Below are 24,373 nucleotides of genomic sequence, written 5' to 3'. Positions count from 1 at the left end.
GTATGTAGGAGTAAATCATGTTTAACGCCAAAAATCTTCTTGTTGCTTCAGCCGCGATGGGCTTGATTGGCTGCGGTGGTAGCGATAGTACCCCAGACACTCAAACGCCTCCATCCGGCGGCTCTGGTGGCGGAAACTCATCATTTGAATATATTGTTAACGCCTCTTACACATCGAAGTGCGGCACTGTTACTCCCCAACCTGAAGCGGTTATCGTACGGCATGATGCATCAGGCGACGCTGTAGAAGTCTATGAAGCCGATGAAAATGGCGATATTACGATAGACTATGGTGATGTAGCCACTTTCAGCTCAATTACTTTCTCAATCGGCGACAATGGCCGCTTTCCTGAAGTAAAAACCTACGTGTCGGTTACTGCCGATAAAATTCTTAATATGATCTCCTTTCCCGGTGCCGATGATAATGTGACTCAATGTGAATGCGAGAGTGTCACTTTTGATATCAGTGAATTTACGGCATCAGGCAGTGTTAATGTGCGTGCATCTGCGGCCAATACTAATGAGCAAACGTATTTATCTAGCATTGACGACGTGGCTGAAGCCGAAGTGTGTAGAACGGTTGATGGCGAATGGCCTAGTTTAGCAGTCGTTATTTCAACTCCCATTAACGGCCAGCCGTACCAAGAAATAGAGGTGTACAGCACTCAGATATCTGATTATGACGTTGATAGCACGAATACTATTTCGCTATCAGATGCACACCTTAATACAAACGTTCCTTATTTAGTCACCAATACACCTGTATTTACTGAAAGCGTTTACCGCGTATCAAGTTCTAGCCAGATTGAAGATTTACACTCTTTTGATTTTTACAAAGGCGCTGACTCACTCGCCTTTTTACCGCAAAGTTTACCTATTTACAGCGAAAGCGAAAACTTGGAAACCTATCTTACATTTCAAGAAACAACCTATGATGAGATACTTTTTGATGACATAGAAGGTTTCGTTTGGATGGACATGGTGTCTGGTGTTTCGGTCGATTCAGATTATGCAGGCGTCGTCGATTTTACCGTGATGGAACCAACCCCATTCCTTGAAGCCGCTCAAGATATGCTTTCAGGCGACGATTATGATTTCTCCAATACCGGTGCCGACAATGTTTACCTGTATTTCAGTTCAGGTGGTGAATTTTCTTTCAGCTTGACCACTCCCGCTCAAGGTTCAATGAGCATTCTTGATACGCTGAATTTTGATGATGTTGTTTTACCTTTCGAACTAGATTTAGACATAACACAGGAAATAGAGTCAGGGTTCTTGTATCTGCGAGTAGAAGACGTACTAAATACAACTGATTATCTTGAATCTTTATCTGATTGGAGTAATTCTTCATTTGGTGCCCTTTATATAGCAAGATAGTTAGCAAATTACTTTCACCTTTGGCAATAGCCTCTTTTTGAAGAGGCTATTCTTAATACACCTTTTAATTCGACAATTAACTTCTCCACACGTTAAGGCTATTTGTTGCTTTCTCTCGTATCCAGTATGGTGATAAAAAAGAGATGGAGAAAACAATGATAAAAAGCATTCCGACATTCGTAAAAATTTCAGCGCTAGCAGTATTACCACTTTCCTTGACCTTTACAGCGCAAGCGCAAAATGAACAACAACAAGCCTTATACAAAATAGCCGAAGACATTTCCCCAAAGCGCATTGAAAGCGATATCACCACCCTTGTGAATTTTGGAACCCGACATACCTTATCGGAAACCGAATCAGATACCCGAGGCATAGGGGCCGCAAGGCGCTGGATTAAGGCTGAGTTTGAAAAGATATCAGCCGAATGTGGTGGTTGCTTAGACGTGTATTTTCAGTCTGAAACCATTAGCGGTGAAAAACGTATACCCGACCCTGTCGAGGTAGTAAGCGTTATTGCTATTCAACGCGGCAGTACCGATCCAGAACGTTACGTGATGATGTCTGGTGATATAGATTCTCGCGTATCTGATGTGATGGATTTCACATCAGACTCACCTGGCGCAAACGATAATGCATCGGGCGTAGCTGGCACACTGGAAGCTGCGCGAATATTATCAAAATACACATTCAACGGCAGTATTGTTTATGCTGCGCTGGCAGGTGAAGAACAAGGCCTGTTTGGTGGGCGTATTATGGCAAACCAAGCGCAAAAAGACGGCTGGCGGTTAAAAGCCGTATTGAACAACGACATGATTGGCAATATAGAGGGCGTTAATGGGGTTATCAACAACACCACGGCGCGCATATTTGCTGAAGGCACTCGCGTAACCGAAACCACAGATGAAGCTCGCACCCGCCGCTTCACAGGTGGAGAAGTCGATTCACCAAGCAGAAACTTAGCAAGATACATTGATAAAATTGCCGACCAATACATTGAGAATCTAGATACCATGGTCATTTATCGATTAGATCGCTTTGGTCGTGGCGGGCACCATCGCCCCTTCAACGATTTAGGTTTTCCCGGTATTCGTATTATGGAAACCAATGAAAACTACACTCGCCAGCATCAGGACCTTCGAGAAGAAGATGGTATCAAGTATGGCGATACCTTAGACGGTGTGAATTTTGATTACGCAGCCAAGCTAACTGGTTTAAACGCAGTATCGCTAGCGGCTATGGCTTGGGCGCCCAACCCACCATCTAATGTAAAAATTAAAGGCGCCGTTCAGCCTTCTACCACATTAATGTGGGATATAGCAGATACAGCGCAAAACCCTCAACTGTCGGGCTATAAAGTTTACTGGCGTCATACCGATGCACCGCAATGGGAATTTAGTAAGTTTGTTGGTAAGGTGAACGAAGCCACGTTAGAAAACGTAGTGATTGATAACTACTTTTTCGGGGTTGCCAGTGTGAACAACGATGGCATTGAAAGCCCAGTTGTATTCCCAGGCGCTACAGGCAGTTTTGGCCAGTAACGGTTATACTGTTAATAGGTAATAGCGCCTATAGATAATAATAACGTTGTTTAGGAGATGTCGCCCGTGTTGGTGAGAGTCATCGCTTTATTAAGTTTTATCACAGTGGTGGCGCCGTTAAAGGCAAACAGTGTCACCCTTGCCGCAGCGCCATTTGAAACTTACGTAAGCGATGAGGGCGAACCTTCAAGACTCACGTCTATCGTTGAAGCGGCGTTCTCGCGAATGCAAACCGACCTAGAGCTTCAGGTTATGCGCGATGCCTTCTTAGGTAGCGCAGTACGTTCTGGTAAGGTGGATGGCGAGTTCGCCTATATAGACTTAGGCGAAAGAAAAGACGCGATTACCCTTTCAGCCCCCTACTTACCCATCTATTTGTATGCCACGGGCAAAAAATACGATGTGGAAGAGATTAAGCTGATACCGCATTTAAAAGACAGTCGCGTAGCGATAGAAAACCGCTTTGCTAATACGCCAAAGTTCCGCATGCTAAAAGAAGTGAAGTGGTCACGTAATCCCAGTACGTACGACGCATTTAAGCAATTGGCCGATGACAGAGCGCCGTACTTAATTACCACCCGTTTGCTTATTGAAGAGTTTAATTTACTTCTTGATAAAGACGGTGAAGAGCTTTTACATGTGTCTTCAGCAGCATTAATGAACGCAGGTTTTTCTTTAGCATTGGGCAACAATACGCCTAACGCTAAGGCCACTATTAAAGCGTTTGAACAAACGATTGACGTCATGCAGCAAGATGGCAGTTACAATAAAATTCTAGGGCTGCCTTGGCTTACCAAAGATATTAACGACGATGGTATTGCCGACTATATTGGTGAAACTAGCGTTAGCCTTGTGCCAGCAAGTGCACTTATCGCCTACCCATTAGATAAAGCATTACCTGGTGATAGCAGTGTTTACGTTATTGATGGTGTTATCGTTGAAACTAAAGCTGAGGCGATGGCTATGCTTGATGGCGTTAAAGCCGAGCGAGAAAGTCTACTCGACCCTGATGTTTATCAAACCATGATTAGGCGCTGGTAATTATTTAGCCGCGCTTTTTAGCAGCGTCTTTTGCTAGCAAACTAGAAGAGCGGCCTTGTAGTCAATGATTTTGCGAAACCGCTCTCGCTTTCTTGGTTTTCAACTAGTAATTTCGAGAATATCAAATGTTGAGCCCGCATCCCCTCTGATTAACAAAATGCAATCAGAAGTATGCGCCGGAAACTCTATTTTGTTCTCCCAACCTTCTACGTATTTTTGTTGATAATCGTTACATCTAAGTTCCACTGAATCAACATTCCCTTGAGACACTTCAACTTTAAATGTTGAGAATTCATAAAATTGAGACCACGCGCCCAAACTACTAAGCTGACCTTTAGTGACGTTTGCTGATTCAGTCGCTTTAGCAGCGTTAAGTGCGTCTGCAAATTGTTGATAGGTTTCTTCAGATAAATTAAGGCCATTAACACTCCCCATACGCGAAAGGGTTTCGGCGGCGCCATTAAAATTGCCGAAATAAAGCTGTGACTGAAAAAGATTCACCGTAGACTTAGCCAATATTGCTATAGGCAAGTGTTCGTATAAATCTACTGTAATGTGGGATTGGCGCATATATTCTAAAAATTCTTCATTTTTATAATAATAGATAGACTTTAACCACGCAGCCAAAGCATGTTCGTTTAAATTTTTAGTATGGTCTTCCACCAAATCGTCTATGGATTTTTTTATGCTAAGCATATCCGCGGTAGGGCTAGAAAGCGCATCTATGGTAGCTTGGTATTCTTTTGCAAAAGCAGGCGTCACACTACCTTCGCTATGGCCAGCCTCTGAGTATGTGTGTTTAACAAACAGGGTTTGAGCACTTGCTACTGGCTTATTGTTAACGAGTGCAGGAGAATATTGAAGGTTTCTTATGTATTTAGTGACTTTTTTAACGTATCTGTCTTTGCCTGAATAATCAAAAACAACGATGTCTTTCGTTGTACCGTCTTTGTCTATTATAAATGAAACTCTTGTCCAACCTTCCATCCCTCCGCGCGAGGTAAAGGCCTCTTCCACTTTGTTAGCATTTTTTATTATTTTGGCGGCTTTAACTTCTTTGCTGTTGCCATTGCCAAAAGAGGTAGCACTGAACATTATCAATAACACGCATAATAACGCAGAAAATATTTTCACCATTTATTCCTATTTTTTAGCGTGTTAAAAGCAAAAAAACCTCAACATCGCGTTTCCTGTTTAATTCTAAATTGTTTATAGCATCTATCTTTAAAACTTAACAATAAATCGAAACGTCACGAGACAACTTATCAACACACATAAGATTCACTATGCCCTTCAATTTAGACTTCGAGTTCCTCCTAACATAATTATCATCTGATACTTGTTGATCTCAATCAAACTTCGGCATAAACTTTCAGTAATTTCTGAAAGTTCAGCAGGTATAGACATGAAAATGACACCACTTATTACTTCTGCGGTTATGCATTTCGGCGAAATGGGCAGTCGTTGGGGCTTTAACCGTACTGTGGGCCAAATTTTGGCGCTGATTGTACTTGCTGATGAGCCCATCTCAGCACAAGAAATTGCCGACGCGCTAAATATATCCCGAGGCAATACCAGTATGGGGCTAAAAGAATTGCAATCATGGCGTTTGGTTAAGCAACACCTTGTTCCCGGTGAGCGCAAAGAGTTTTTTATTGCCGGCGGTGACATTTGGACACTTGCTAACCGCGTATTCGAAGAACGCCGTAAACGTGAAATAGACCCTACCATGAGCTTATTGCGGGATTTGCTATTAGATACCCCCGCCAACAAAACTGAAGCCAATGCGCAAGATAAGCTGAATGAAATTCACGACTTATTAGAGTCGGTGACCGCGTGGTCACAAGAGCTTCAGAACCTAGGCCCAGATAAACTTAACACCTTGATGAAACTCGGCTCGGGCGTAGGCCGTATGTTAGAACTGAAAGACAAAATTCTGCCGGGAAAAAATTCCGTTAACTAAGGAGACTATCTGTGGATGCGTTTTTGCTGTCTCGTTTACAATTTGCATTAAATATTAGTTTTCATATTCTGTTTCCAACTATCACCATGGCAATGGGATGGTTTCTTTTTTACTTCAAATTTCGCTCAAATGTAACCGGTCACCCTGTATGGATGCGTATGTACCGCTTCTGGGTGCGCGTATTCGCACTAAGTTTTGCTCTTGGTGTAGTGAGTGGCGTGACCATGTCTTTCCAATTTGGGACCAACTGGCCTGGCTTTATGGAGCGGGTGGGTAATGTGGCGGGCCCACTATTAGGTTACGAAGTCCTTACTGCGTTTTTCTTAGAAGCCACGTTCCTTGGTATTATGTTATTTGGTATTCGTCGGGTACCCAATTGGTTGCACACCCTTTCAACATTGATTGTGGCGGTGGGCACTACCATGTCAGCCTTTTGGATTTTGGCGCTTAACAGCTGGATGCAAACGCCTCAAGGGCATGAAATTATCGACGGGGTAGTGTATGCCGTAGACTGGAGCGAAATTATTTTTAACCCTTCGTTTCCCTATCGCTTTGTACACATGATGCTAGCCTCGGGTTTGACAGCCAGTTTCTTAATTGCCGGTTTATCTGCATATCGTATGCTGAAAGGTGATGACAAACTAGCGCCAAAGCTTGCCCTTAAAACCGCGACTTATACCGCAGCAGTGCTTATTCCTTTACAGATTTTTGCGGGTGATATGCATGGATTAAATACCCTTGAGCATCAGCCACAAAAAGTCGCCGCAATGGAAGGCTTATGGGATACCACTGAAGGCGCGCCCTTACTGCTGTTTGCTATTCCCGATGAAGAAAGCAGAGAAAATCACTTTGAAATACCAGTGCCCAACGGTGCAAGTTTAATTTTAACCCATAAAATGGATGGCAAAATTCAAGGCCTGAACGACTTTGAAGGCGAACATCCACCGGTAGCGCCTGTGTTCTTCGGGTTTCGGGTGATGGTAGGCATGGGCTTTTTAATGTTGGCGGTTTCGTGGCTTGGTAGTAGCTATTTACTTAGAGGAAAATCTTTCCCACTTTGGCTCAAGCGTGTATTCGCAGGCATGGCGTTTAGTGGTTGGATAGCGACCTTAGCGGGTTGGTATGTGACTGAAATAGGTAGACAGCCTTATCTCGTCAGTGGTGTTTTGCGCACCCAAGAAGCGGTAACAACGCTTCCTCCTTCTAATATCGCTTTCTCGTTCACCATGTACGCAACGATTTATACCATCTTGCTGTTCGCTTATATGGGTACACTCATGTTGATGTGTCGGCGCGCCGTTGAAATTGAAGAGATTTCTACAGAAGAGCGTGAAATGGCTAAAGCCAGCAAAATGTCGCCGGCCAATACTTAAGGAGCAGCTATGTTATTCGAAAATGTATCAGCAGAAACATTAGGGAATATTTACGTTGGCCTGCTTGGGCTAGCAGTATTGCTCTACGCTATTTTAGATGGCTACGATTTAGGGGTAGGTGTTTTAATACCGCCCCGAGAAGAAACGTTTCGTGACGATATGATTGCGTCTATTGGCCCCTACTGGGATGCCAATGAAACTTGGTTGGTATTGGCCGTTGGACTTTTGCTGATTGCCTTTCCCGAGGCACACAGTGAGGTGCTTCAAAGCTTATATATCCCTGCCACTATCATGTTACTGGGGCTCATTTTGCGTGGCGTCTCTTTCGATTTTAGGGCAAAGGTCGTTCAAGTACATAAACGTAAGTGGGACCTCACCTTTAAGTACGGTTCACTACTTACCACGCTGGCGCAAGGTTATATGCTAGGCATCTATGTAACCGGCTTGCGTACTGACATATGGGCACAAGGGTTTGCCTTATTGTCTGCTATTGGCGTAACGGCTGCGTATGCTTTTATTGGCTCTTGCTGGTTAATATTAAAAGCAGAGAACGACTTACAAGCCAAAGCCTATTATTGGGCGCGCAGAGGGTTGTTTGCGCTTTCTATAGGGATAGTCGCGGTAAGCCTAGCAAACTTAACCTTGCATGATGATGTGCGTGACTTGTGGTTATCATCCACTATTGGCTATGTATTGATGGCTATTCCTGTTGCCTGCTTTTTATTACTTAGCTTATGTGGCGTGTTATTGAAAAAGCTACCTGATGCGGGCGGGAAAGGCGAATGGATGCCTTTTGCCATAGCATTAACCGTGTTTGTACTTTGCTTCACCGCCTTCGGGGTAAGCTATTACCCGTTTGTCATACCAGGACATCTTACGGTGCAAGATGCACTCAGCGACGCGAACTCACTTCGCTTCTTATTAGTGGGTGTCGTTATTGTAGTACCTTGCATTCTGGCTTACACCGCAATGGTATACAAAATATTTTCAGGTAAATCAGAAAAGCTTAGCTACTATTAGCGCCTGTCTACCAGTTCACCCTTAAAAAAGATAATAGGCTCCTAACCACTTGGTTACGGAGCCTTTTTTTCACCCAGAACACATTAACTTCATAACTAAATTACTAGATCACTTTCTTTCCAATTTAGATCCCTCCCTAATGTAAACAAACAATTACACTAAAAATAAAATAAATTTGTTATGAATTTCTTTTGTGACAGTGTTGACATAATTATTAAATATACGTATGCTTATTTTGGGCAGAATTAAAAGGAGACCATTATGAATAATGTAGTTAAATCATTTTCAAGGTTCTTCAGGCGTGCTCACCCCTATACAGTGGCTTACTATATAGGTCGGAAAAATGCTCAAAATATTTTAGGATGTAAGATCCAAAAGAAATCCAAGATTTTTGCTAGCAAGCAAACTGAAGAACAACAGCATTAGTAACGAAGGGCCCCTAACAGGGCCCTTCTTGCATTAGCCTATTTTAAATTGGTTCACATTAGCACTTAATCCATTTGCAAGTGCAGACAAATCTTCAGCCGCATCGTTTACCTGACTATTGTTCTGAGACAGTCTATCTCCCAAATTTTTGAATTGATTAACACCATTTTTCGCTTCATTGGCCTGCAACTGTGAATGTTTCGCCAAGACAGCCGCTTCTTCACTAACACTTACTAACGCCAAAATGCTTTGCGTTCCTGCTTCAAGGGTTGATACCAAATCATTCGCTAGCCCCACTGAGTCATGTGCCTTATTTTGGTTTGAGCTCATAGTGGATACCGCAGAGGTAATTGAAACCACAATTTTTTCTAGCATGGTGTTTATCTCGACCGTAGATTGGTGAGTTCTTACAGCTAAGGTCCTCACTTCATCAGCGACTACCGCGAAACCTCTTCCAGAGTCTCCAGCCCTTGCAGCTTCTATAGCGGCATTTAATGCCAGTAGGTTTGTCTGATCGGCAATGTCTGCAATGGTCTTTACTACACTTGAAACGTTGTTCCCTTCAACTTGAAGGGTTTCTAGCATACTCGCCGTTTGCTCAATATCGCTTGCTAAGTCAGCAATAGCGTCGGCGGTCTCTTTTACTTGCACACGACCTGCATCCACCTGTTTTGCGCTGTCCTGGGCTGCACTTGCTGCAGTTTGTGAACGCTGAAGGCTCTCCACCATATCAGCCTCTAATGAGTCCATGATGTTCACAAGGCCGGTAATATCGGTGAGCAAAGTCGCAACAGACGAACTTGACTGTTCAGATGATGCAGATAAAGAACTAACTGCACCCTCTATCCCAGAAACCGCCCCCTTTACTTCATTCATGCCCGCTTGAAAAACCGATACCAAGCCTTGAATACTGTTGGTCATTCGACAAAGCTCATGGGTGCTTTGTTCTGGCAGGCGCGCCACTAAATTTCTGCTTTTTGCTAAACTATCGAGCTTCTCAGCCATGCTTTCTATAGGCTGAGCAATTTGTTTTTTTGCGCTATAGAAACCTGCCATGGCAACAACAGCCAGAATGACTACAAGAAAATAAATAGTGAATTGACTGGTTTGTAACTGACTTCCTATCGCCTGAGAACGCTCACCGGCTTTGCTTGCCACCTGATTTCTTACTTCAATTAATGCGTTATCAAAAACAGAGGCTAATTCATTAAGTGACTGCAAATCATCTCGGGCTCGATCCCAATCAACCCGCGATGCAGACATAGTTGCATGAAGTGAGTCCATACTAGAAACCAGCGAATTAAACTGGGATTTAAGGGTATCACCGGCCATATAGCCTAGTGCTTTGAATCCAGCATCAACGTGTTGCACTAATACTTGTTTTTGTTCTTTAAAGGCATTGCCCGATAACGTTGTGCCATAAAGTGAGTAACCAATTAACACGAGTTGCTTGCTATTACTTTGCACGTTATCCAATGTACTTAACGCGGGTAAGGTTTCACTCACAAAGGTGTCGACCTGATGCGTCACCTGCTTATTATTAAGTGTTAATACCACGGCAGCAACTAGAGTAGCGAGTAATATTCCCGCGTAGCCCGTTAAAATTCGTACTTTTATAGTGTTCAACATTACATACTGCCTTCCGGGGAAAAAGTTAATTTGAAGCAATACTAAAAACACCTTAAAGCATGAATTAATAACTAACTGATAATAGTGTCTTTAGTACTGCATAAGTAACATAGACCCGATCTCCGCTCTTTTACTTTCGTAAATCAAAAACCATTGAAGCATTATTCGGACATTATTAAAGATGGGTAAGCGGAAGTGCAGTGGTATATTTAAGCTGTTCCATGGCAAAACTAGAGGTGACATCGTTGAGATCAATCCCATTAACTAGTCTTTTATAAAAATGATCGAACGCTGCCATATCGGTTACCAGGACTTTAAGCAGGTAATCATATTCACCAGACATGCGATAAAATTCAACCACTTCTTCAAATGACGAAGCATGCTTGGCGAAGTCTGTTAACCACTTTCCGTCGTGACGTGCGGCCTTAATTTGAACAAATACCGTCATTGCCAAGCCTAATTTGTGCGCCTGCAATAGCGCCACACGACGAGTGATAACGCCTTGAGCTTCAAGACGCTGTATACGTCGCCAGCAAGGCGTTGCCGTTAGCCCAACTTTCTCTGCTATGTCAGCGACTGGTACATCGGCATCTTGCTGAAGCAACAACAATATAGCTCTATCGACACCATCAAGAGTAATATTTTTCATATTTAACAACTAAGTTAGAATTATTTACTACATTCAGCTTATCAAAAGGGTAGGAATGAGTAAATTTCTCTTTTTCTAGCTGTCACTATTAAGTAAGACTGACTTGTAGAGATTTTTGAAATGCTTGATTACGCGAGAAATGCCATGCCTGGTGTGGTTGACGATGTAACGCAAACCATTGGAAACACACCATTAATACGCTTGAGTAAATTTGCTGCACGCCATAACGTGTGTGCAACGCTTTTAGCCAAGGTGGAATTTTTTAATCCCGCTGGCTCGATAAAAGACAGGCCGGCAATGGCCATGCTTAACGCGCTAATGGAGAGTTCTGACTTTAATGAGAAAACTGAAATAATAGAGGCGTCGTCAGGAAACAACGGTGTGGCCTGTGCTTGGCTTTGCGCCATCAACGGTATTAAGCTGACGGTATGCATCCCAGAACACATGTCTATCGAGCGCCAGAAACTGATTCGCCACTATGGCGCCGATATAATCACTACGCCAAAGCACCTCGGAACGAAAGGGGCTATAGAGCAAGCTGCTGCACTTATCGGTCAAAACCCGAATGCTGTGGGTCTGTCCCAATTTTCAAACCAAGCTAACCCTAACGCCCACGCCCAATCTACCGCTCAGGAACTGCTGCGCGATACTAATGGGAATATTGATATTGTGGTTGCGGGTGTGGGTACTGGTGGTACGCTAACTGGCTTAGCCACAAGCATGCGAGCTCATATTCCTCATTTGGAAGTAGTGGCTGTAGAACCAGCAAGTTGTCCGGTGTTAAGCAAAGGTCATGGTGGGGTGCACAATATTCAGGGGCTAAGTTCAGGCCATGTTCCTGATGTACTTGATGTAAGCCAAATTAATCAGGTAATTACGGTAGAAGACAACGAGGCCATAGCCTACGCCCAGCAGATCGCCAGGGCAGAAGGCTTAGCAGTAGGCATTTCTTCGGGAGCCGCTCTGTTTGCCGCCACTCAATTAGCCCAACAACCTAGTAGTAAGGGTAAAAACATTGTGGTCATTCTTGCCGACGGCGCTGAACGTTACTTTTCTACGCCACTATTCGCCGACTAACAGCGAATAGCGGTGTTGCCAGAGGTAATGCCACTTAAACGTTAACGCCACCATGGCTGACTAAAGTCGACATCTTCCGCCGCGATCACAAATTCATATGGCGGCTTGAAGGCCTCCCAAAAGCGCTCGGCCAAGGCTTCATCTACCACCTGGAATTTGCCTTTGCTCTCATATTCTTTCATTAGTGTTAAGTATGCTTCTACTGGCATTGAAGGGTTAGACTGCTCGAAAATCACTACCCCGCCATAGGTGTTATACAAGTGTTTTTCTATTTGCCAGCGCTCTACTTGCGTTGATGCAATCTCATCAATACTGGTAATGTCTTCAGCGCTAGCACTTTCCTCTAACCCTTTATCGTTTTGTTGAGCATCTTTCTTAGCAGCTACTTTCTGGTTGTTCTTCTCATATTCTGCCCCAAATTTTTGCTTAAAAATATCAACCAAGGCTGAGTCTACCTTGATATTGTGTGTGCTAGCGTAGTCGCTAAGCACGGCTTCTATAATCTGATTCGCTAGGTTAATAGCTCGCATCTGAGTAACAAGCTGTGTGACGTTATCTGGCGCTTGCTTTCGAATCTTCGAAATAGTGTCTTGGTCGGGAGTAATGTCAGCTAGGGTAATCGGTTCACCGAATAGCCTGGCAATAGCACTATTTTGTTTGCTATTAGTTTGTTTACTACTGGCGCTGCTGGCAGCTTGGGTGCCTTGGGAAGTATTTTGTATATTACTGGATGATTGCGCGAATGACGAAGAAGATATAAACGCGGTAAGTAGAATAAAAGCGAAAAAAACACTATTCATCCTTAACATTAGCAAATCCTTTCATTAAGTCTATTACTGCAACAGTAAAGCACTTAATAGCGGGAAAACCAACTATATTAACGAATGTAGTGTTTATAAAAGAAAGAAAAACGGCGGTCTTTTCAGACCGCCGTTTTTGAATTTCTTAGATGGCGTGCACGTTAGCAGCTTGAAGACCTTTTTGACCTTCTTCTACTTCAAATTCCACGCGCTGACCTTCTGGAAGAGTTTTGTAACCGTCAGAAACGATAGCACGGAAATGAACGAATACGTCCTTACCGCCGTTATCTTGAGTTAGAAAACCATAACCTTTATCAGCGTTAAACCACTTAACGGTGCCTGTAACTTTAGACATGTCGTATAGACCTCAAATATCATATTAAATTGCGCAATAAGCGCGTATAGCGAGTGTCTTTAATAGGCGGAGTTGGTCTTACTTACGAATGGGCAACAACTTACTACAAATCACAAGGTAACTTGAGCGGTTTTACATATAGCAAATAATTTCATATCTCGTCTATTTAAAGACTTTTGGCTTAAAGCCAAAGCAACTATAACACTCTTCGAACTGATTAATATACAATTTATTCACTAAAAAATGCATTTCATAAAAATTTCACCCCAGCGTAACAGTCGCTAACGGTTCTTACGCCACGCCAATACCCAACAGAGGGATCCTGCACAGGCAGAAAGTGCAGGGAAGCACCAGTTCAATTCATACATGGGTAAGATAGCCGACAACAAGATAAGGGTAGCGCCCGCTACGCCCCATTGAATGGATTGCGCGCTTCTTTTCTGCTGTTCTAATAGAGCGAGTTGAGCTCGTTGTTGTTGCAAAGGAAGCCGCTTAACTTGCTGTAAGCTGTCGTAAAGTAAATCCGGCATTTCAGGTAGCTTTTCAGACCAAAACGGCAGGTTTGCTTTTACCTTACCCAGCATGGCTTTTACGCCAATTTGCTCGCGCATCCAATTTTCTAAAAAGGGTTTTGCGGTTTTCCATAAATCTAATTGCGGATAAAGCTGACGCCCCAATCCTTCAACATAAAGCAGCGTTTTTTGCAGCAGAACTAGCTGAGGTTGCACCACCATATTAAACCGGCGGGCAGTATTAAATAACTGTAGTAGCACATTACCGAACGATATTTCAGCAAGGGGCTTTTGAAAGATGGGCTCGCATACCGTGCGTATCGCCATTTCGAACTCATCAATATTGGTGTCGTTTGGCACCCAACCAGAGTCGGCGTGAAGTTGCGCTACCTTGCGATAATCTCGGTTAAAAAACGCAATAAAATTTTCAGCCAAATAACGTTTATCTTCACGGTTTAACGTGCCCACAATGCCAAAATCGATTGCAATGTATTTGGGGTTTTCTGGATGCTCGGTAGAAACAAAAATATTACCGGGGTGCATATCAGCATGAAAGAAGCTGTCGCGGAATACTTGGGTAAAGAAGACCTCTACGCCTCGCTCTGCTAGCTTTTTCATATTGGTGTTTTGTGCCAGCAAGGCATCTATATTGGAAATAGGTAGCCCGTATATGCGCTCCATCACCATGACATTGCTGTGACAATAATCGCTGTATATTTTAGGTATATATAGTGAATCTGAGCCCTCAAAATTGCGCCCTAATTGAATACCACTTGCCGATTCACGAAGAAGATCTAATTCATCTACTATGGTTTTGCGATATTCCACCACCACTTCAACGGGGCGAAGACGTTTGCCATCTGGCAGCCATTTTTGCAGAACTGACGCTAAACTAAAAAGCAGCTCCATGTCTGCCACAATCGTTTCACGTATATCTGGGCGTAAAACCTTAACCACCACATCTTCATTATTCGCTTTTAATTTTGCAGCATGCACTTGCGCAATAGAGGCTGAAGCTAACGGCGCTTCATCAAACTCACTAAATAACTCAGATAAATGGGTTAGACCAAGGGAGGTTTTAATAATCTGTTGTGCCGCTTCTGACGAAAACGGAGGCACTTTGTCTTGCAGACGAGCAAGTTCATTAGCAATGGCAGGGTGGAGCAAATCTCTGCGTGTCGAGAGCATTTGGCCAAACTTGATAAAAACCGGGCCAAGGCTTTGTAGTGCAAGCGTAATGCGCTCACCGGCAGTCTTATCTTTGTGTTTATTGCAGATCCAAAAGATGCTGTGACGCATAAGGCGTGCGTACCATGGTAGCCATTTCGCAGGGATAAGGTCGTCTAGCCCATGCTCTAACAACACCTTATTAATCTTATACAACCTAACAATGCGCATGCTTGTCTCTTAAATTGATTTTTGTTCTAGCTGAAGTAAGCGGGCGTCTAATCGCGCTGCATCGTCACGTAGTGCGTTCACTTCATCACTAAAATGTAATACCGCTAATTTGGGCGCTGCTATTTGCTTTTCTTCTATCAAGGCATTGCTAGCGACTTTATTAAACTCTGACAGGGCACCCGTCGCTTTGCGCTTAACAGCGCTAAACCAGCTCATCGCTTGATGGGCTACCACATCGTTGGTTTTAGCAGCCAGCAGCTCTTCTACATCAATATCTAGCTGCTGAAATAAGCCGCTAACCTGCTGAGCCACAGCAAGTTCCCCCTCAACCTGCAATTTGTTTTGCTGAATAAGTCGGGTTAGCTGATTGATGTGCTTAAGTTCAGGCAGGGTATCTAAGGATGTTTTAATACAGCAGTCTTTATGATTTAGCGTAGCGACTGTGTCTTGAAACGGCTCATGTAAGGCCAGTACATCTACCTGCTCAGAAAATACAAGCACTACAGCAAAAGGTAAGGGGTCTACATAAGCAATAAGTCGCGCGCCTTTCAGCGAGGCCATTCTGGCAACGCTGTCTGGATCTAACGCTAAAATTTTATTCGCTGCCGTTTCAATAACGGCACTTACCAATGCTGACGTTGGCATTAAAACTTATAGCCTCGGTGCAGTGCTACAATTCCACCAGTTAAGTTCTGGTAATCACACTGGTCAAATCCAGCGGTTTCGAACATACCTTTCAAGGTCTCTTGATCAGGATGCATACGAATACTTTCTGCCAAGTATTGATAACTCTCGGCATCGTTGGCCACTAACTGCCCCATTTTAGGCAATATATGGAACGAATACGTGTCGTAAAGTTTGCTTAATTGCTCTGACGTTGGCTTAGAAAATTCCAATACCAAGAGCCGACCACCCGGCTTTAACACTCTGTAAATTGAATTAAGTGCATTTTGCTTTTCGGTCACGTTTCTTAGACCAAAAGCCATGGTAACCACGTCGAAGTGGTTGTCAGGGAAAGGTAACGCCTCAGCGTCTGCTTGAACGTAATCGATATTGCTAACTAGTCCGCGATCTCTTAGTTTATCGCGGCCAACTTTTAGCATCGATAAGTTAATGTCGGCCAACGTTACGTTGCCCGTAGGGCCAACAAGACGAGAAAATTTTGCGGTTAAATCGCCAGTACCACCAGCGATATCAAGCACTTTTTGCCCTGCACGCACACCTGAACAATCGATGGCAAAGCGCTTCCATAAACGGTGCACACCCATCGACATTAAATCGTTCATGACATCGTATTTAGCGGCAACAGAATCGAATACATTGGCTACTAACGACGCTTTTTGGTTTTTCTCAACCTGCTTAAAGCCGAAATGAGTAGTAGGTGCATCCGATGCCTCGGTGGGCGATGTGTTGTTATGGTTGTCGCTCATGGCATTCCTGCAATAGTGATTCATAGTAAAGGCTGAAGTGTATCGGATTGTAGCGCCCAGCAACAGTATTTACCTTATGCTAAATACTGGTTTGTGCCCCAACTGAACGCAATAATAACGCTTATTTCTTGTAACGTGCGGCCACTTTCTTGATGCCACTGTGCAAAAGCCGCATTCGCAGCGGTTAAGCTTTTCTTGCTAGTGAGGCCACCATCAATGATATCGTGCTTTCTTAAGTAGTCTTCAACATCGCGTGAGAACAAGAAGGTATCTACGCCTAACGCACGCAGCATGTAGGGCCCCGTGTTCCCACCAAGTCTCGACCCACGTTTCTTTAACGTGGTCCATAAATCGGTAATATTACTGGCGTCGAATTTAGCCACAAACTGACCGAAGCCGCCGTGTTCACGGCTAATATCTTTAATGAACATGGCGTTGTCGCGAACGGTCATTACTTTTTTGTAATTACGCACAATGCGCTTATCAGATGCTTTTTGCTCTAACATCTCATCAGGCATCAGCAGCACTTTTTCGATATCAAAACCAAAGAACACGGTTTCAAACTCAGGCCACTTTTTCTCGATTACGCGCCAAACAAAGCCTGACTGAAACACTTGCTTCGTCATGGCTGCTAAAAAACGATCGTCCGGTATTTTGGCAACGTGCTCAGAGGAAAGCGGCGCTGAAAGCATGCTTTCAAGCGCCTTTTCACCACCTTTTCGCTTGCATGCCCGCTGGTAAATGGTGGAGAAAGATTCTATTCCCATGATTATTACCCTAATACTAATTAGCCACGAATGCCGCTATGGCGAAGTAAGGCATCTACGTTTGGCTCCCTGCCTCTGAAGGCAACGAATAAGTCCATAGGCGCACGGCTTCCGCCCATTTCAAGTATATTTTCCAAAAATGCTTTACCCGTATCTCGGTTAAAAATACCATCTTCTTCAAATTTACTGTAAGCATCGGCAGATAACACTTCTGCCCATTTGTAGCTGTAATACCCTGCTGCATAACCACCAGCAAAAATGTGCCCAAAGCTATGCTGAAAACGGTTAAATGCTGGAGGTGTGTTAACGGCAACTTCATCGCGCACGCTATTAAGAATGGCTTGAACATCAACCTTGTCGCCAGACTCGCTATGCAATAAGAAATCAAACAAACTGAATTCCAGCTGACGCACCATTTGCATAGCGGCTTGGTAATCTCTGGCCGCTAACATTCTGTCAAGTAAATCAGCGGGTAAGGGGGCCCCCGTCTCGAAGTGACCCGAGATAAAGTTAAGTGCGTCTTCTTCCCAGCACCAGTTTTCTAAAAACTGACTTGGTAGCTCTACGGCATCCCACGGCACACCGTTAATTCCAGATACACCAGCCACCGACATTTTAGTTAGCATGTGGTGTATGCCGTGTCCGAATTCATGGAAAAGAGTAACCACTTCATCGTGCGTGAATAAGGCAGGCTTATCCCCTACTGGTGCATTAAAGTTACAAGTGAGATACGCCACAGGTAACTGTAATTCGCCGTCTAACTTTTCGCGGCGAACACGGCACTCGTCCATCCACGCACCACCTCGCTTTTTAGCGCGAGCGTATAAGTCTAGGTAAAAGCTACCACGCAGGGCATCTGCACTATCGGTAATAGTGAAGTAGCGTACATCTTTATGCCATGTATCAATACCTGGCTGTTCAATGATTTTAAGGCCATACAATCTATGCACCACTTCGAACAAACCCGACAATACTTTGTCTTCAGGGAAATACGGACGCAGCATTTCATCTGAAATGGTGTACTTTTCCTGTTTCAGCTTCTCGCTGTAGTAAGGTAAGTCCCACGCGTTAAGCTCTGTTACCCCGTGGGTATCTTTCGCATAGGCACGCACTTCTTCTAACTCTTTTTCAGCCTGTGGCTTCGATTTAGCAGCTAAATCACGTAAAAAGCCGGTAACTTGACCAGTCGACTCAGCCATTTTGGTGGCAAGAGAACGTTCAGAATAACTGCTAAAACCGAGTAATTGTGCAATTTCACTACGAAGAGCCAGTGTTTGTTGAATAATGTCGGTGTTGTCCCACTTACCCGCATTGGGGCCTTGATCTGACGCCTTCGTGGCATAAGCGCGATACATTTCTTCTCGTAACGCTGCATTGTCTGCATACAGCATAACAGGTAAGTAAGAAGGAATATCTAATGTAAATAGCCAGCCTTGTAAGTCTTTTTGATGTGCCGCTTGTGCAGCTGCATCGCGGGCTGATTCTGGCATACCAGAGAGGATGGCTTCGTCAGTGACATGTTTGCTCCACCCCATAGTCGCGTCCATCACATTGTTTGAAAATGTGGATGATAACTCGCTTAGCTTCGCTTGAATGTCTGCATAGCGTTTCTTTTCCCCGCTAGGCAGTGCCACCCCACTTAAAGTGAAATCGCGAATAGCATTATCAATAACTTTTTGACGCTGCTCATCAAGGTTGGCATATTCGTCTGACGCTTTAATCGCCACATAAGCGTTATATAGGCCTTCGTGCTGACCTACCCAAGTGCCATATTCTGAAAGCAAAGGTAAGCAAGCATCATGCGCTTCTCTCAGTTCGTCGCTACTCACCACTGAATTCATGTGAGAAACCGGTGACCACATCTTACTTAAATTGTCGTCTACCTCTTCTAAGCGCAGTACTAAGTTCGCATAAGAGTAATCTTTAGATGCAACCACCTCATCAATTTCAAGCTTGCATTTAGCTATCGCTTTTTCGATGGCGGGCTTTATCTGTGCGGGCTTAATGGATGAAAACAAAGGCAAACCATCTACCAATTCAATTGCTGGGGTCGTCATAATCCGTCTACTCTTTTCAGTTCGTATAGCAAGTTATGTTGGGGTTGATTGCAATAAAAACAAGCGCTGTAATTGTTCAACACAACAGTGATTTTTCTAGGTTCTATACTAGGATTACTGTAAACGGTAAGCGTGCAGATCAAATTTTGACTAATTATTTCTTTTTAAACGCGTGGTGTGAATCATGTAACTCATTAATTTGGCGACTAAAAACGAGAAAAAAGAGTGTCACAAATGTCACATTCACTACTTTTGTCTAAATTGTGAACAATCCTATTCAGTGCTATAACGTTACAAGTTGGCAATAGGAATTGAACAATGAAGACATTAACATCGGGCGAAATCGCAACTTATTGTGATGTAAACCTTCGAACTGTGATCCGCTGGATAGAAAGCGGAAAACTTAAAGGGTTTAAGCTGCCAGGTCGTGGCAATAATCGCGTGCTAGTATCAGACTTCGTTTCCTTTCTTGAACATCATAACATTCCTATTCCTGATGACCTCCAAAGTGAGATTTCACCTTCCATTCTCATTGTCGATGATGAAATGCCGGTGGCAAAGTCGATTCAACGCGTGGCACGCCGGGGGGGATTCGAAAGCCATATTGCTACGGGTGGTTTTCAAGCTGGCATTATGTTGAGCCAGTATAATTCAAAGTTGATGACTCTCGATTTGAGTATGCCTGGCATGGATGGCTACAGCGTTATCCAGTTTGTTCGAGAGCAACCTAAATACAAAAACTTAAAAATTCTTGTCATTTCTGCTCTTGACGACATTAGTCTTGAGCGGGCAATAGACCTTGGCGCAAATGCAGCGCTTTCCAAACCATTCGCGAATGGCGAACTTATTGAAACTATCGAAAAGTTTATGTTTGAGTAAGTTCATAGTAAGTAGCTGTGGCCAATGTTTTTAATATGGTCTTTTTAACTGGGTCGGTTTGAGGTGAATCATGGTGGAAAAATCAGTTTTTCAAGCTGCACGACATATGTTTGTTTTTTTAGCGCTCGCATTGTTCGCTGCTCATGGTGCATGCAATACGTTAACGCTTGGCATAGTGCCTCAACAGTCTGCGAAGAAGCTCGCTGAAACGTGGCAGCCACTTATTAACTATATCTCTGCGCACTCAGACATTAATGTGGTGTTTAAAACAGCCAAAGATATTCCTACCTTCGAACAAAGACTGGCTGAGGGTGAATATGACGTTGCTTACATGAACCCATACCACTTTGTGGTATTTCATGACACGGTTGGCTATCGCGCGTTGGCTCGTCAAAAAGATAAGCGAATTAAAGGCATTATTGTTGTGAATGCGAACAGCGATATTATGTCACTTGATGATCTGGACAGTAAGGACATAGCCTTTCCCTCTCCTGCTGCATTCGCTGCCACCATTATCCCTAGTGCATATTTGAGACAACAAGATATTCTCTTTACACCGCGCTATGTGCATTCTCATGACTCGGTGTACCTCAATGTGCAACGAGGCTTTTTTGACGCCGGCGGCGGCATAATAAGAACCTTCAATAACACTGATGACAGTACTCAAAATGCCCTTCGTATTTTATGGGAAAGTGATGGGTACACCCCTCATGCTGTAGCCACCCACCCTCGGGTTACCGAGGCGCAAAGAGACGCACTATTAAATGCATTGCTTACCCTGTCGAAGGACAAAGACAATCATCAGCTATTGAAAAATATTGGCTTTAAAGGATTTATGTCGTCAGCAGATGAAGATTGGGACGACGTACGGGCACTTGGCATCACCTCATTGGCTAGGCCACAATTGTGAAAAGGGATGCGTTGCTTACGCTATCGCTACGAACAAAAACCATTGTTGGGGTGGCGCTTATTGCTGCCATTTTGTTTTTAATTCTTATCACAACCGTATTTAAACTGCTAAATGACTTAGTCGACACCAGTGTTGATACGTCAGCCCAAACCACTACAAACCTATTTGTGTCCACAGCGAAAAATGCTTTTTTAAGCTACGACCTCGCTTCGCTAGAGGCAGATGCAACTGAAATGCTTTCAAACCCAAATATCAGTTATGTTCGGGTTCTCGATAACAACAACAATGTATATGTCGAAAAAGGTGAGCCTGAAGCTCTCAGTCACCCCTTTCAGCAAGACAGCGATGTAATGAGTGCAGTGGATGGTATTTACGATACCGCAGCTGATATTAAAGTTGGCGAAACCTTATTTGGCAGAGTAGAAATAGGCCTTGATGTTGATTCTATTAATCAGTCGGTAAAACGGGTACGTACTTGGACATTAACACTTGCCGCCATAGAACTAGGCCTCATTGCATTGTGCTCATATTTGCTTGGCTCGTACTTAATGTCGCAGTTAAAGCTGCTACGTGCAGGTACTAGGCATTTAGGGGCGGCAGTTAAAGATAAAAATTACCAGAATATCTCTGTAAAAGTGCGCGGCAAAGATGAACTCAGTGAGCTTGCTGAAGCCTTTAATCAATTGGTTGAGCTTTTAAAAGAAGAAAATACGCATCGCGAGCGCGTTGAAGGTGAACTTAAAGAACTCAATAGCTTATTGGAGGTAAAAGTTAAACAACGTACCTCGTTGTTAAACCAGAAAAACTTCCAACTTGAAGAGGCAAATAAAGACTTAAAAGAAGCACAGGTTCAATTGTTACAAGCAGAGAAAATGGCATCGGTTGGCCAGTTGGCTGCGGGTGTAGCGCACGAAATCAATAACCCAATCGGGTTTGTAAATAGTAATATGCATACCCTCAGCGAATATGTATCCACCTATCAAATGATATTCCAACAGCTTAATGATGTGCTCTCAAAAGATACCGCTATCCATCAGGATGAAGCGATTAAACAGCTGCGCAACATTATACAGCAGCAAGACATGGAGTTTATCAACAGCGATATCTCTGAACTCATCACCGATTCGAAAGATGGTTTGATTCGGGTGGCCGAAATAGTTAAAGGGCTAAAACTGTTCTCTCGCGTAGACAGTGATGAAATGCAATCTTACAACCTAAATGATTGCGTTCGAACCACCCTAGCGATGGTGAACAACCAGCTGAAATACATATGTAGCGTAGAAACCCATTTAGGGTCGATTCCCCATACCATGATGAACATGGGTAAAATTTCCCAAGTGGTGACTAACCTTCTTATAAACGCTGGGCAAGCTATCGAAAGCACTGGTGTGCAGGGTGCGATTACGATTACGACGCGAGAAGTAGATGGCTACATTGAGCTTAGCATTCAAGACACTGGCTGCGGTATTCAATCGAGTCACTTAGATAAATTGTTTAACCCGTTTTTCACTACCAAACCAGAAGGGCAAGGTACCGGGCTTGGGCTTTCTATTTCTTTCGGCATTGCTCAAGAGCACGGCGGCACCCTTCATGCTTCAAGTAAAGATGGGGAAGGAAGCTGTTTCACACTATGCCTACCAATACATAACCCGTTAGACGACAACGCCGAAGATTCTTTTCAGGACGATTCACTATGAATGATACCACTGACCAAAACGCAGACGTGTACACTGTTTTATTTGTCGACGATGAACCTAATATTCTTCGCGCCATTAAGCGCGCGCTTTTTTCTTTAAAAGTCAATTTATTGCTGGCTGACAGTGGCGCAAAAGCATTGGAGATCATGAAAGAAAATGATGTTCACGTGATCATTTCAGATATGAAAATGCCACAGATGTCTGGTGCTGAATTACTTCAACAAGTTGCAGAGTTGTACCCTGAAAGTTATCGGTTGGTGCTAACCGGTTATGCCGATATCGAATCTACCATCAAAGCGGTTAACGAAGGAAAAATTCATCGTTACTTGCAAAAACCTTGGGACAACAAAGAGCTTATATCTGCCATTGAAGACGGGTTAGAGCGGGTAAAATTAAAAAATGAAAATGCCCGTTTGCAAAAATTAACACGGTTACAAAACCGTAAATTAAAAGAAGTTAATACGTCGCTTGAGCAAATGGTACATAAGCGTACTCGCCAAATTAAAGCTGCCCTGAACAAGATTGAAAAACATAATCTTGCAATGGAACAAGTACTGTTCAACGTTATCAGTATAAACCCGAACATAGATGGAAAATTTGCCATTGAAGTGAGCGAACTTGCCGCTAAATTAGCGAAGTACCTTCAACTTTCTCCTGAAGAAGTTAAACGCGTTAGCTATGCGGGTTTAATCTGTGAGCTGGGCCTGTTGGGGCTAAGTACAGATGATTTTCAAGCGCCGTTTGCGAAGCTGAAGTATCAGCAGCAACAGAACTACTTGGATCAAACCAAAAAAGCTGCACTAATGCTTGCTCCCGCAATGGAGTTACAACCTGTATCAGACATGATTGAATTTCAATTCGAGCATTATAACGGTGCTGGCCCACGTAATGTGGTGGCGAAAGAAATTCCCATAGGTGCCCGTATAGTCTCAATAGCCAGAGACTACTGGCGTTTAGTCACCGGCCGAATGAGTGGTGAAGAGATGACACCACGAGATGCAAAAGCGGAAATGAAAAAGCATACCAACACACGGTATGATGGTGAAATTTTGTCGTTCTTACTTGCAGATGAAAATGTGAGCACGTCAAAATACATTTACAACACCATGAAAGCATCACAGCTAAAAGCAGGCATGGTGTTAGCCAAGAATTTATACAATGATAGCCATATTCTTATACTGCCTGAAGGGCATATCTTCACTGACGCCACTATTCAAAAGCTGACTCAATTTGAACAAGAACGTCGACGAGAGTTCAGCATTTTGATTGAGCCAGATACGCCATTAAATGAAAGCGAAGAAGGTGCTACACCTCAAGACGCGTGATCTTAAGTGTATCTGTGGCAGTACCCATAACACTGGAACAAAGAAGCACTAATGCAATTAGTGCTTCTTTTTTTTTTACAAATGATGCCTACGATAATGAAATCTTCTACCTTGTGCCTCGGTCCCTTAAACGCGTATACAGTGTGTATTC

The 24,373-nt window shown here is 43.5% G+C and carries 22 protein-coding genes; 12 read left to right on the top strand and 10 right to left on the bottom strand.

The window, feature by feature from the left end:
* Positions 1-17: 17 nt before the first annotated feature.
* From JKP82_RS16275 to JKP82_RS16265, 3 genes are all read left to right on the top strand, one after another.
* Positions 18-1,376, top strand: a complete 1,359-nt coding sequence (locus JKP82_RS16275) for a hypothetical protein (RefSeq protein ID WP_218397850.1) — start codon at positions 18-20, stop codon at positions 1,374-1,376.
* 155 nt (positions 1,377-1,531) lie between these two features.
* Positions 1,532-2,914: a M28 family metallopeptidase gene (locus tag JKP82_RS16270; RefSeq protein WP_258544418.1), complete on the top strand. Its 1,383-nt coding sequence runs from the start codon at positions 1,532-1,534 to the stop codon at positions 2,912-2,914.
* 66 nt (positions 2,915-2,980) lie between these two features.
* Complete coding sequence (locus tag JKP82_RS16265) at positions 2,981-3,955, top strand: substrate-binding periplasmic protein (RefSeq protein WP_159533505.1); 975 nt, start codon at positions 2,981-2,983, stop codon at positions 3,953-3,955.
* Positions 3,956-4,054: 99 nt separating this feature from the next.
* Here JKP82_RS16265 and JKP82_RS16260 read toward each other — a convergent pair whose 3' ends face one another.
* Positions 4,055-5,092 (bottom strand): energy transducer TonB, encoded by a 1,038-nt coding sequence (locus JKP82_RS16260; protein WP_218397846.1) that lies wholly within the window; start codon positions 5,090-5,092, stop codon positions 4,055-4,057.
* Positions 5,093-5,360: 268 nt separating this feature from the next.
* Between JKP82_RS16260 and JKP82_RS16255 the strand changes: the two genes are divergently transcribed.
* From JKP82_RS16255 to JKP82_RS16240, 4 genes are all read left to right on the top strand, one after another.
* The gene (locus JKP82_RS16255) at positions 5,361-5,918 is read left to right on the top strand and encodes a GbsR/MarR family transcriptional regulator (protein ID WP_013786244.1); all 558 of its coding nucleotides are present in this window, start codon (positions 5,361-5,363) and stop codon (positions 5,916-5,918) included.
* 11 nt (positions 5,919-5,929) lie between these two features.
* Entirely contained in the window at positions 5,930-7,291 is a 1,362-nt protein-coding gene (locus JKP82_RS16250) for a cytochrome ubiquinol oxidase subunit I (RefSeq protein WP_159533509.1), read from the top strand.
* 9 nt (positions 7,292-7,300) lie between these two features.
* Positions 7,301-8,311, top strand: coding sequence for a cytochrome d ubiquinol oxidase subunit II (locus tag JKP82_RS16245; protein ID WP_159533511.1), 1,011 nt, complete (start codon positions 7,301-7,303; stop codon positions 8,309-8,311).
* A gap of 261 nt (positions 8,312-8,572) precedes the next feature.
* Entirely contained in the window at positions 8,573-8,737 is a 165-nt protein-coding gene (locus JKP82_RS16240) for a hypothetical protein (RefSeq protein WP_167347530.1), read from the top strand.
* A gap of 33 nt (positions 8,738-8,770) precedes the next feature.
* Here JKP82_RS16240 and JKP82_RS16235 read toward each other — a convergent pair whose 3' ends face one another.
* Both JKP82_RS16235 and JKP82_RS16230 read right to left on the bottom strand, forming a co-directional pair.
* Positions 8,771-10,366 (bottom strand): methyl-accepting chemotaxis protein, encoded by a 1,596-nt coding sequence (locus tag JKP82_RS16235; RefSeq protein WP_218397844.1) that lies wholly within the window; start codon positions 10,364-10,366, stop codon positions 8,771-8,773.
* 175 nt (positions 10,367-10,541) lie between these two features.
* Positions 10,542-11,015 (bottom strand): Lrp/AsnC family transcriptional regulator, encoded by a 474-nt coding sequence (locus JKP82_RS16230; protein ID WP_159533515.1) that lies wholly within the window; start codon positions 11,013-11,015, stop codon positions 10,542-10,544.
* Positions 11,016-11,135: 120 nt separating this feature from the next.
* On the opposite strand from JKP82_RS16230, the gene cysK reads away from it, so the two are divergent.
* On the top strand, positions 11,136-12,092 hold the full coding sequence (gene cysK, locus JKP82_RS16225; protein WP_218397841.1) for a cysteine synthase A: 957 nt from the start codon (positions 11,136-11,138) through the stop codon (positions 12,090-12,092).
* Positions 12,093-12,133: 41 nt separating this feature from the next.
* On the opposite strand, the gene JKP82_RS16220 is transcribed toward cysK, so the two are convergent.
* The 7 genes from JKP82_RS16220 to prlC all read right to left on the bottom strand — a co-directional run bounded on the left by JKP82_RS16220 (position 12,134) and on the right by prlC (position 19,411).
* The gene (locus JKP82_RS16220; RefSeq protein ID WP_218397839.1) at positions 12,134-12,901 is read right to left on the bottom strand and encodes a hypothetical protein; all 768 of its coding nucleotides are present in this window, start codon (positions 12,899-12,901) and stop codon (positions 12,134-12,136) included.
* A gap of 136 nt (positions 12,902-13,037) precedes the next feature.
* Positions 13,038-13,247: a transcription antiterminator/RNA stability regulator CspE gene (gene cspE / locus JKP82_RS16215; RefSeq protein ID WP_013786252.1), complete on the bottom strand. Its 210-nt coding sequence runs from the start codon at positions 13,245-13,247 to the stop codon at positions 13,038-13,040.
* A gap of 281 nt (positions 13,248-13,528) precedes the next feature.
* Positions 13,529-15,157, bottom strand: a complete 1,629-nt coding sequence (ubiB, locus tag JKP82_RS16210) for a ubiquinone biosynthesis regulatory protein kinase UbiB (protein ID WP_218397837.1) — start codon at positions 15,155-15,157, stop codon at positions 13,529-13,531.
* Between the two features lie 9 nt (positions 15,158-15,166).
* The gene (locus tag JKP82_RS16205; RefSeq protein WP_218397835.1) at positions 15,167-15,802 is read right to left on the bottom strand and encodes a ubiquinone biosynthesis accessory factor UbiJ; all 636 of its coding nucleotides are present in this window, start codon (positions 15,800-15,802) and stop codon (positions 15,167-15,169) included.
* Positions 15,802-16,587, bottom strand: a complete 786-nt coding sequence (gene ubiE, locus JKP82_RS16200; RefSeq protein ID WP_013786255.1) for a bifunctional demethylmenaquinone methyltransferase/2-methoxy-6-polyprenyl-1,4-benzoquinol methylase UbiE — start codon at positions 16,585-16,587, stop codon at positions 15,802-15,804. The genes JKP82_RS16205 and ubiE overlap by 1 nt, the downstream gene beginning before the upstream one ends.
* Positions 16,588-16,661: 74 nt before the next feature.
* Positions 16,662-17,354: a DNA-3-methyladenine glycosylase I gene (locus JKP82_RS16195; protein WP_218397833.1), complete on the bottom strand. Its 693-nt coding sequence runs from the start codon at positions 17,352-17,354 to the stop codon at positions 16,662-16,664.
* Positions 17,355-17,374: 20 nt separating this feature from the next.
* Positions 17,375-19,411: an oligopeptidase A gene (gene prlC, locus JKP82_RS16190; RefSeq protein ID WP_218397830.1), complete on the bottom strand. Its 2,037-nt coding sequence runs from the start codon at positions 19,409-19,411 to the stop codon at positions 17,375-17,377.
* A gap of 318 nt (positions 19,412-19,729) precedes the next feature.
* On the opposite strand from prlC, the gene JKP82_RS16185 reads away from it, so the two are divergent.
* The 4 genes from JKP82_RS16185 to nosR all read left to right on the top strand — a co-directional run bounded on the left by JKP82_RS16185 (position 19,730) and on the right by nosR (position 24,222).
* A complete protein-coding gene (locus tag JKP82_RS16185) occupies positions 19,730-20,290 on the top strand; it encodes a response regulator (protein ID WP_159533529.1) in 561 nt (186 codons plus the stop codon).
* Positions 20,291-20,360: 70 nt separating this feature from the next.
* A complete protein-coding gene (locus JKP82_RS16180) occupies positions 20,361-21,200 on the top strand; it encodes a phosphate/phosphite/phosphonate ABC transporter substrate-binding protein (protein ID WP_232370698.1) in 840 nt (279 codons plus the stop codon).
* A complete protein-coding gene (locus tag JKP82_RS16175) occupies positions 21,197-22,897 on the top strand; it encodes a HAMP domain-containing sensor histidine kinase (protein ID WP_159533531.1) in 1,701 nt (566 codons plus the stop codon). The genes JKP82_RS16180 and JKP82_RS16175 overlap by 4 nt, the downstream gene beginning before the upstream one ends.
* Positions 22,894-24,222 (top strand): response regulator c-di-GMP phosphodiesterase, NosR family, encoded by a 1,329-nt coding sequence (nosR, locus tag JKP82_RS16170; RefSeq protein ID WP_159533533.1) that lies wholly within the window; start codon positions 22,894-22,896, stop codon positions 24,220-24,222. Before JKP82_RS16175 ends, nosR begins: the two co-directional genes overlap by 4 nt.
* Positions 24,223-24,373: the final 151 nt, after the last annotated feature.

The sequence above is a fragment of the Alteromonas lipotrueae genome (assembly GCF_019249215.1).
In the GTDB taxonomy this organism is placed as follows: Bacteria; Pseudomonadota; Gammaproteobacteria; order Enterobacterales; family Alteromonadaceae; genus Alteromonas; species Alteromonas lipotrueae.
The sequence above is the reverse complement of the archived record's forward strand: the minus strand, read 5'-3'. Positions and strand labels throughout refer to the sequence as shown.